The organism is Terrisporobacter muris (genome assembly GCF_024621905.1).
Classification (GTDB): Bacteria; Bacillota; Clostridia; order Peptostreptococcales; family Peptostreptococcaceae; genus Terrisporobacter; species Terrisporobacter muris.
The window spans coordinates 1-5,760 of sequence record NZ_JANKBY010000235.1 but is presented as its reverse complement, the minus strand read 5'-3'; the positions used below and the strand labels follow the sequence as shown (position 1 = coordinate 5,760).

5 protein-coding genes are annotated in these 5,760 nt (G+C 29.2%); 4 read left to right on the top strand and 1 reads right to left on the bottom strand.

Annotated features, from left to right (window positions below; genetic code table 11):
* The first annotated feature begins 107 nt into the window (after nucleotides 1-107).
* The 4 genes from NSA58_RS14710 (at nucleotide 108) to NSA58_RS14695 (ending at nucleotide 4,717) form a co-directional block, all read left to right on the top strand.
* Complete coding sequence (locus tag NSA58_RS14710; protein WP_052233153.1) at nucleotides 108-1,334, top strand: cation:proton antiporter; 1,227 nt, start codon at nucleotides 108-110, stop codon at nucleotides 1,332-1,334.
* 128 nt (nucleotides 1,335-1,462) lie between these two features.
* Nucleotides 1,463-1,984 carry a hypothetical protein gene (locus NSA58_RS14705; protein WP_074429688.1) on the top strand — a complete coding sequence of 174 codons (522 nt, stop codon included), beginning with the start codon at nucleotides 1,463-1,465 and terminating at the stop codon, nucleotides 1,982-1,984.
* Nucleotides 1,985-2,293: 309 nt separating this feature from the next.
* Nucleotides 2,294-3,394, top strand: a complete 1,101-nt coding sequence (locus NSA58_RS14700; RefSeq protein WP_039681242.1) for an NAD/NADP octopine/nopaline dehydrogenase family protein — start codon at nucleotides 2,294-2,296, stop codon at nucleotides 3,392-3,394.
* Between the two features lie 225 nt (nucleotides 3,395-3,619).
* Entirely contained in the window at nucleotides 3,620-4,717 is a 1,098-nt protein-coding gene (locus tag NSA58_RS14695) for an NAD/NADP-dependent octopine/nopaline dehydrogenase family protein (protein ID WP_039681243.1), read from the top strand.
* A gap of 84 nt (nucleotides 4,718-4,801) precedes the next feature.
* Here the strand turns inward: NSA58_RS14695 and NSA58_RS14690 are convergent, their stop codons facing one another.
* The gene (locus tag NSA58_RS14690; protein ID WP_039681244.1) at nucleotides 4,802-5,644 is read right to left on the bottom strand and encodes a CvfB family protein; all 843 of its coding nucleotides are present in this window, start codon (nucleotides 5,642-5,644) and stop codon (nucleotides 4,802-4,804) included.
* Nucleotides 5,645-5,760: the final 116 nt, after the last annotated feature.

The following is a 5,760-nucleotide window of genomic DNA, read 5'->3' as shown; positions in this document are numbered from 1 at the left end:
CTGTTATAAAAAAATCATTACTATATTAATATAGTAATGATTTTTTTATAACAGAAAATATTCAATTAAATTTTAGGAAACTAATCTGAAAAGAAGGGATGAGAGAGGTGGATTCGTATAAATTTATTTTAGATATAGCATTGATTTTATTTAGTACGAAATTTTTAGGAATAGCTACGAAGAAAATTAAAATGCCTCAGGTATTAGGAGCATTAATAGCAGGAATAATAATTGGACCTTGTATTTTAAATTTAGTTCAAGAGACAGAATTTATTTCTCAATTAGCTGATATAGGTGTAATTTTATTGATGTTTTATGCAGGATTAGAAAATGATTTGAATAAACTTAAAAAAGCAGGTAAAGCTTCATTTTGGATTGCACTACTTGGGGTTATTATACCTCTTATAGGAGGATATATAGTGACGAGTACCTTTTATAAAATAGGCGTATTTTCTATGTATGAAGGTGAAATAGCTTTTTTACAAAAGGTTTTTGTTGGAGTGATTTTGACAGCTACATCAGTAAGCATTACTGTAGAGACACTTAAAGAAATAGGTAAATTAAGTTCTGATGTAGGAAATACGATACTAGCTGCAGCTATAATTGATGATATTCTAGGTATTCTTGCTTTAACTGCAATAACCAGTTTTACAGATAATAATGTCAATGTGGGAATTGTAGTTGTAAAGATATTGGGATATTTTGTTTTCATTTTTATGATAGGTATTCTATGTCATAAATCATTTAAATTTTGGTTTGGTAAAAATGAGGATAATAAAAGACGATATACTATAGGATCATTGGTATTTTGTTTATTAATGTCATACATAACTGAAAAAGTTTTTGGCGTGGCTTATATTACAGGCGCTTTTGTTTCGGGAGTGATTTTATCTTCATTAGATAAAAAACAGTTTATTGCAGAAAAATTAGATGTTGTTTCATATGCATTTTTATCACCCGTATTTTTTGCTAGTATAGGTATAAAATTAGTAATTCCTGCAATCAATATGAGTATTATTGTATTTTCAATTATATTATCCATTGTAGCCATAGCAACTAAAATAATAGGTGCAGGAGTAGGGGCTAAAATATTTAACTACTCGAATAAGCAATCTGCACAAATAGGTATAGGTATGGTGTGTAGAGGAGAAGTAGCTCTTATTATTGCAAACAAGGGCGTGGACCTAGGCTTAATAGCAGGAAATTTATTTATAGCTATTTTGATTGTCATTATAGCCACTACAGTTATATCGCCTATTTTATTAAAAGTATCGTTTAAAGAAGCAGAGGAAAGTAAATTTTATTCACAAGATAAAGTTGCATATAAAAATTAAAAATAAATATAGGTACTAGTTAAAACGTAGGGGGGAATAAAATTGGCATAAAATTTATGATAATTTAAAAGGATATTTATATTATTTGTATAAATATACTTAGTATTATAAATAAAGGAGCGAAGTAAATGAAAAAGAGCGGCATTTTTATGATATTAATATCTATAGCATTTTTATTTTTTGTGAATGAACATTATAGATATGATGGATATAAAGAAGTGGAGATACCAAACATAGGAGTGGCTAAGGTTCCAGATGATTGGTATTGTGGAAAGACTAAGGATGGATTACTTTATTTCGCAAATATGCCCATAGAAAATAAAGGGAGCAAGATTTATTTTATTCAGCATTCTGTTCAGGATTATTCTTTAGATAATAATCAGGATGAATCAGGCTATTTTTTGGACAACTACTATTTGGAAGATATACTTTCAGTGGAAAAGATATTCATATCTCCATATGGTAATGGCAACGTTTATTCCAATGGTTCTCGCTATCAATCATGTACTTTTTATTTGAATAATATCAAGGTAGATAGCTACTATATAGATTTTGTAGGAAATAATACTAGTAGTATATTCTTTATTGTGGATAACTCCATTGATATTAAAACTATGGAGGATATGACAAAGTGGTTCAAAAAATATTAACAATTGACATTATTGAAATTTTTTTCAAAATGAGTTATTATATAGAATATTATGCAAAATAACCTATTAAATTAATTTAATAGGTTATTTTTTAAATACGGTGATTATAAATTATTTAATTTGTAGATAGTTCATAATAACAACCAATTTATATAAAGTTAACAAGTTGTCTGATGTGATGAAAAATGTTTCGTCAAAGCAGTGTCTTGATTGAAGAAAAAACTTTATAAAATTTTATAAAGCTGGCAACAGTAGCCTTTTAGCAAATTGGGTAAACTAAAGTAGTAACATGAATTAGGAGGTATTATGATGAAAGTTAAAAAAGTGGCCATATTAGGTGGCGGAAATGGTGGTATTACTGCTGCTGCGGATCTTTCAAACAAAGGATTTGAAGTGAGTATGTTTCAATCAGATAAATTCTGTAAGAACTTAGATGTTATAAAGAAAAAAGGAGAAATTATACTTCAAACATTGGAGGAAGAAAGTGTTGAGAAAGTTCATTTAGTAACTGATGACATAAAAGAAGCTATATTGGGAGCACAAATAATAATGCTAGCTATACCTGGAATGGCTATAGAATATTTTGCAGAAATACTCGCTCCGGTAGTTGATGAAAAGCAAATTATATACATAAATAGTGCAGCAGCTATGGGATGCATAAGGTTTATAAATAAAGCTAAAGAAATGGGCATAGATAAGAAGTTTAAAATTTGTGAATCAAATTCCTTAACTTATGGATGTAGAGCTTTTGCCGATGAGGCTAGAGTAGAAATGTCACTAAGTGTAAAAAAATTATTTCTAGGAGCATATCCAGCATGTGATACAGAGGAAATAATTGAATCTTTATCACAAATTTATGATTGTTTTGTGCCAGCAGATAACATTTGGCATGTTAACTTAGAAAATGGTAATCCAGAAGTTCATCCAGGGCCAGCTTTACTTAACGCAGGAAGAATAGATTACTCTAATGGTGAGTTTTGGCTATATAGAGAAGGAATTACAGAACATACTATAAATGTATTGAAAGCTGTAGAGAGTGAAAGAAAAGCCTTAGGAAGAGCTCTAGGGTTTGAAGTAGAAGGTGCGAGGGAGTCTCGTATTAATAGAGGATATTTAGAAGATGATAAAAATAAATCTTTACAAGAGTTATTTAATACAAGTGAAGTATTTTGTGCTATAAAAGGGCCTACAAGTGTTACTAACAGATATATAACAGAAGATATATCAACAGGTCTTGTTCTTTGGTCAAGCCTTGGTAAGATACTTAAAGTACCAACTCCAAACATAGATGCAATCATAGTACTTGGAGGAACCTTACTAAATAGAGATTTTTACAAAGAAGGATTAACAGTTGAAAAGTTAGGAATATTTAATGCAAATTCTAAACAGGATTTAATTGATGCTGTTTAGATAAAGATAACATAAACAAAAGAAGTGCTAAAATAATAAGATATTAATAGCACTTCTTTTTTAAAAAAGAATAAAGCAACAAGTATAATGCATGGCAAAAGACTTATTTAATTTTATGTAGAATTACTATGTATTACGAATAAATTTATAATAATTATGCAAAATTCACAAAATTAATTTTTATATATTTTAAATTATCAAAAATCATAAGGGGGAATATATTATATGAAAGTTGAAAAAATAGCAATACTAGGTGGCGGAAATGGTGGAATTACTGCAGCTGCTGATTTAACACAAAAAGGATTTTTAGTAAATATGTTTGAGTCGCAAAGATTTTGCAAAGACTTGCAATTTATTAAAAAGAGCAACCAAATAGCTATGGAATATAAGGGTAGCAAATCAGTTGAAAAAATAAACTTAATAACAAACAATATAGAAGATGCAATAAAAGATTGTCAAATTGTTATGATAACGGTACCCGGAATGGGAATTGAGTATTTTGCAGAAATACTTGCGCCAGTAGTTAAAGAAGATCAAATAATTTTAATAAATTCTGCTCCAGCTATGGCTTCTGTTAGATTTGTAAAAAAAGCAAAAGAAATGGGAATAGAAAAAGATTTTAAAATTGGAGAGACTAATTCATTGACTTATGCCACAAGAGCTTATGTAAATGAGGCGAGAGTAGAAATTTCATTGAAAGCAGGAAAAGTATATCTAGCAGCTTATCCTTCATGTCATACAGATGAAGTGTTTAATGCTTGTGTGCAAATTTATGACTGTTTTGTAAAAGCAGATAATGTAATTGTGGTAAACTTAGAAAATCCAAATCCACTAGTTCATCCAGGTCCAACTTTATTAAATGCAGGAAGAATAGACTATACTAAAGGTGATTTTTGGTTATATAAAGAAGGGATAACAGAGCATACAGTAAATATAGTAAAAGCAGTAGAAAATGAAAGAGAAGCTGTGGCAAAAGCTTTGGATATTCAACTGGAAGATACTAAACAAGCTCGTATAAATAGAGGATATTTTGCAGATGAAGACAAACCTTTACATGAACTTTTTAACACTAGCCCAGTTTTTCAATATATAAAAGGACCAGCAAGTGTGGAAGGAAGATATATAGTAGAAGATATATCTACAGGTCTTGTACTTTGGTCTGATTTAGGGAGGATTTTAAAAGTGCCTACTCCTAATATTGACTCTATAATAATTCTTGGTGGAACTTTAATAGGAAGAGATTTTTATAAAGAAGGATTAACTTTAGAGAGTATAGGTCTTGGACATTTGAAAAATAAAGGGGATATATTATCTAATATATAATAAATCAATTAAATAAAAGGGATGTTAACATGAGTAATTAAAAGAGGAGTAATAGAATAACTATTACTCCTTACTTATTTTTATTTAACTAAGATAAGTTCCATCTTCTTTTTGTACGATTAATCCTTTTTTCATAAGAACGCCTAAAGCCCTTTTGAAGTTTTTCTTACTTGAGTTAAATACAGTAGCTATCTCTTCTGGAGCAGATTTATCGTTAAATCTCATGTATCCATCGTTTCCTTCCATATAGTTCATGATAGCAACTTCTAATACATCTAGCTCAACTTTTCTTTCACCTCTAGGAGTAAGTCCAAGTCTACCGTCTTCATAAATTTTTATAACTTTAAGATTTTCTAACTTGTCTCCTATATTTAATTCAGTGAAATATTCATTTTTTAGGATAACACCGTCGAATTTATTATCTACACATATAGTTGCAGAATTATTAGTTTGGAATCCATAAACTATACCATTAACGCTGTCACCAACTTTATATGAATGCTCAACAGATAAGTATGGGAATATATCTGTAGTAGCAGCAAGCCTACCAGTTTTATCCTCATATATATAGAATAAATATCTATTTCCTTTAGTCATTTCATATTTTTGTGCTTTGAAAGGTACTAAGATATCTTTTGGAAGTCCTATGTCAACGAAACTTCCTATTTTTGTGTGGGCTACTACTTTTAAATAAGCAATATCTCCTACAGCAGCTTTTGGATATTCCATAGTAGCAGCAAGTCTTCCTTCAGAGTCTTTGTATATAAATACTTCTACCTCATCGCCAACTTCAATTTTGTTTTTATTAAGTAGTCTATTGTGAAGAAGCACATCATCGCTAGTACGTCCAGTTTCTGCATCTAAAAAATATCCAAATTCAGCTTTTCTTTTAACTTTAAGCTTATTATATTGTCCTAATTTTATCAAATTTTCATCTCCTTACTATATTTATAATAAATATGTATCATAATTAAATATAATAACATATTTAGCCTTAATTATACTCAAAACTTATTATAATTTAAAAAAATTATTTTATCATA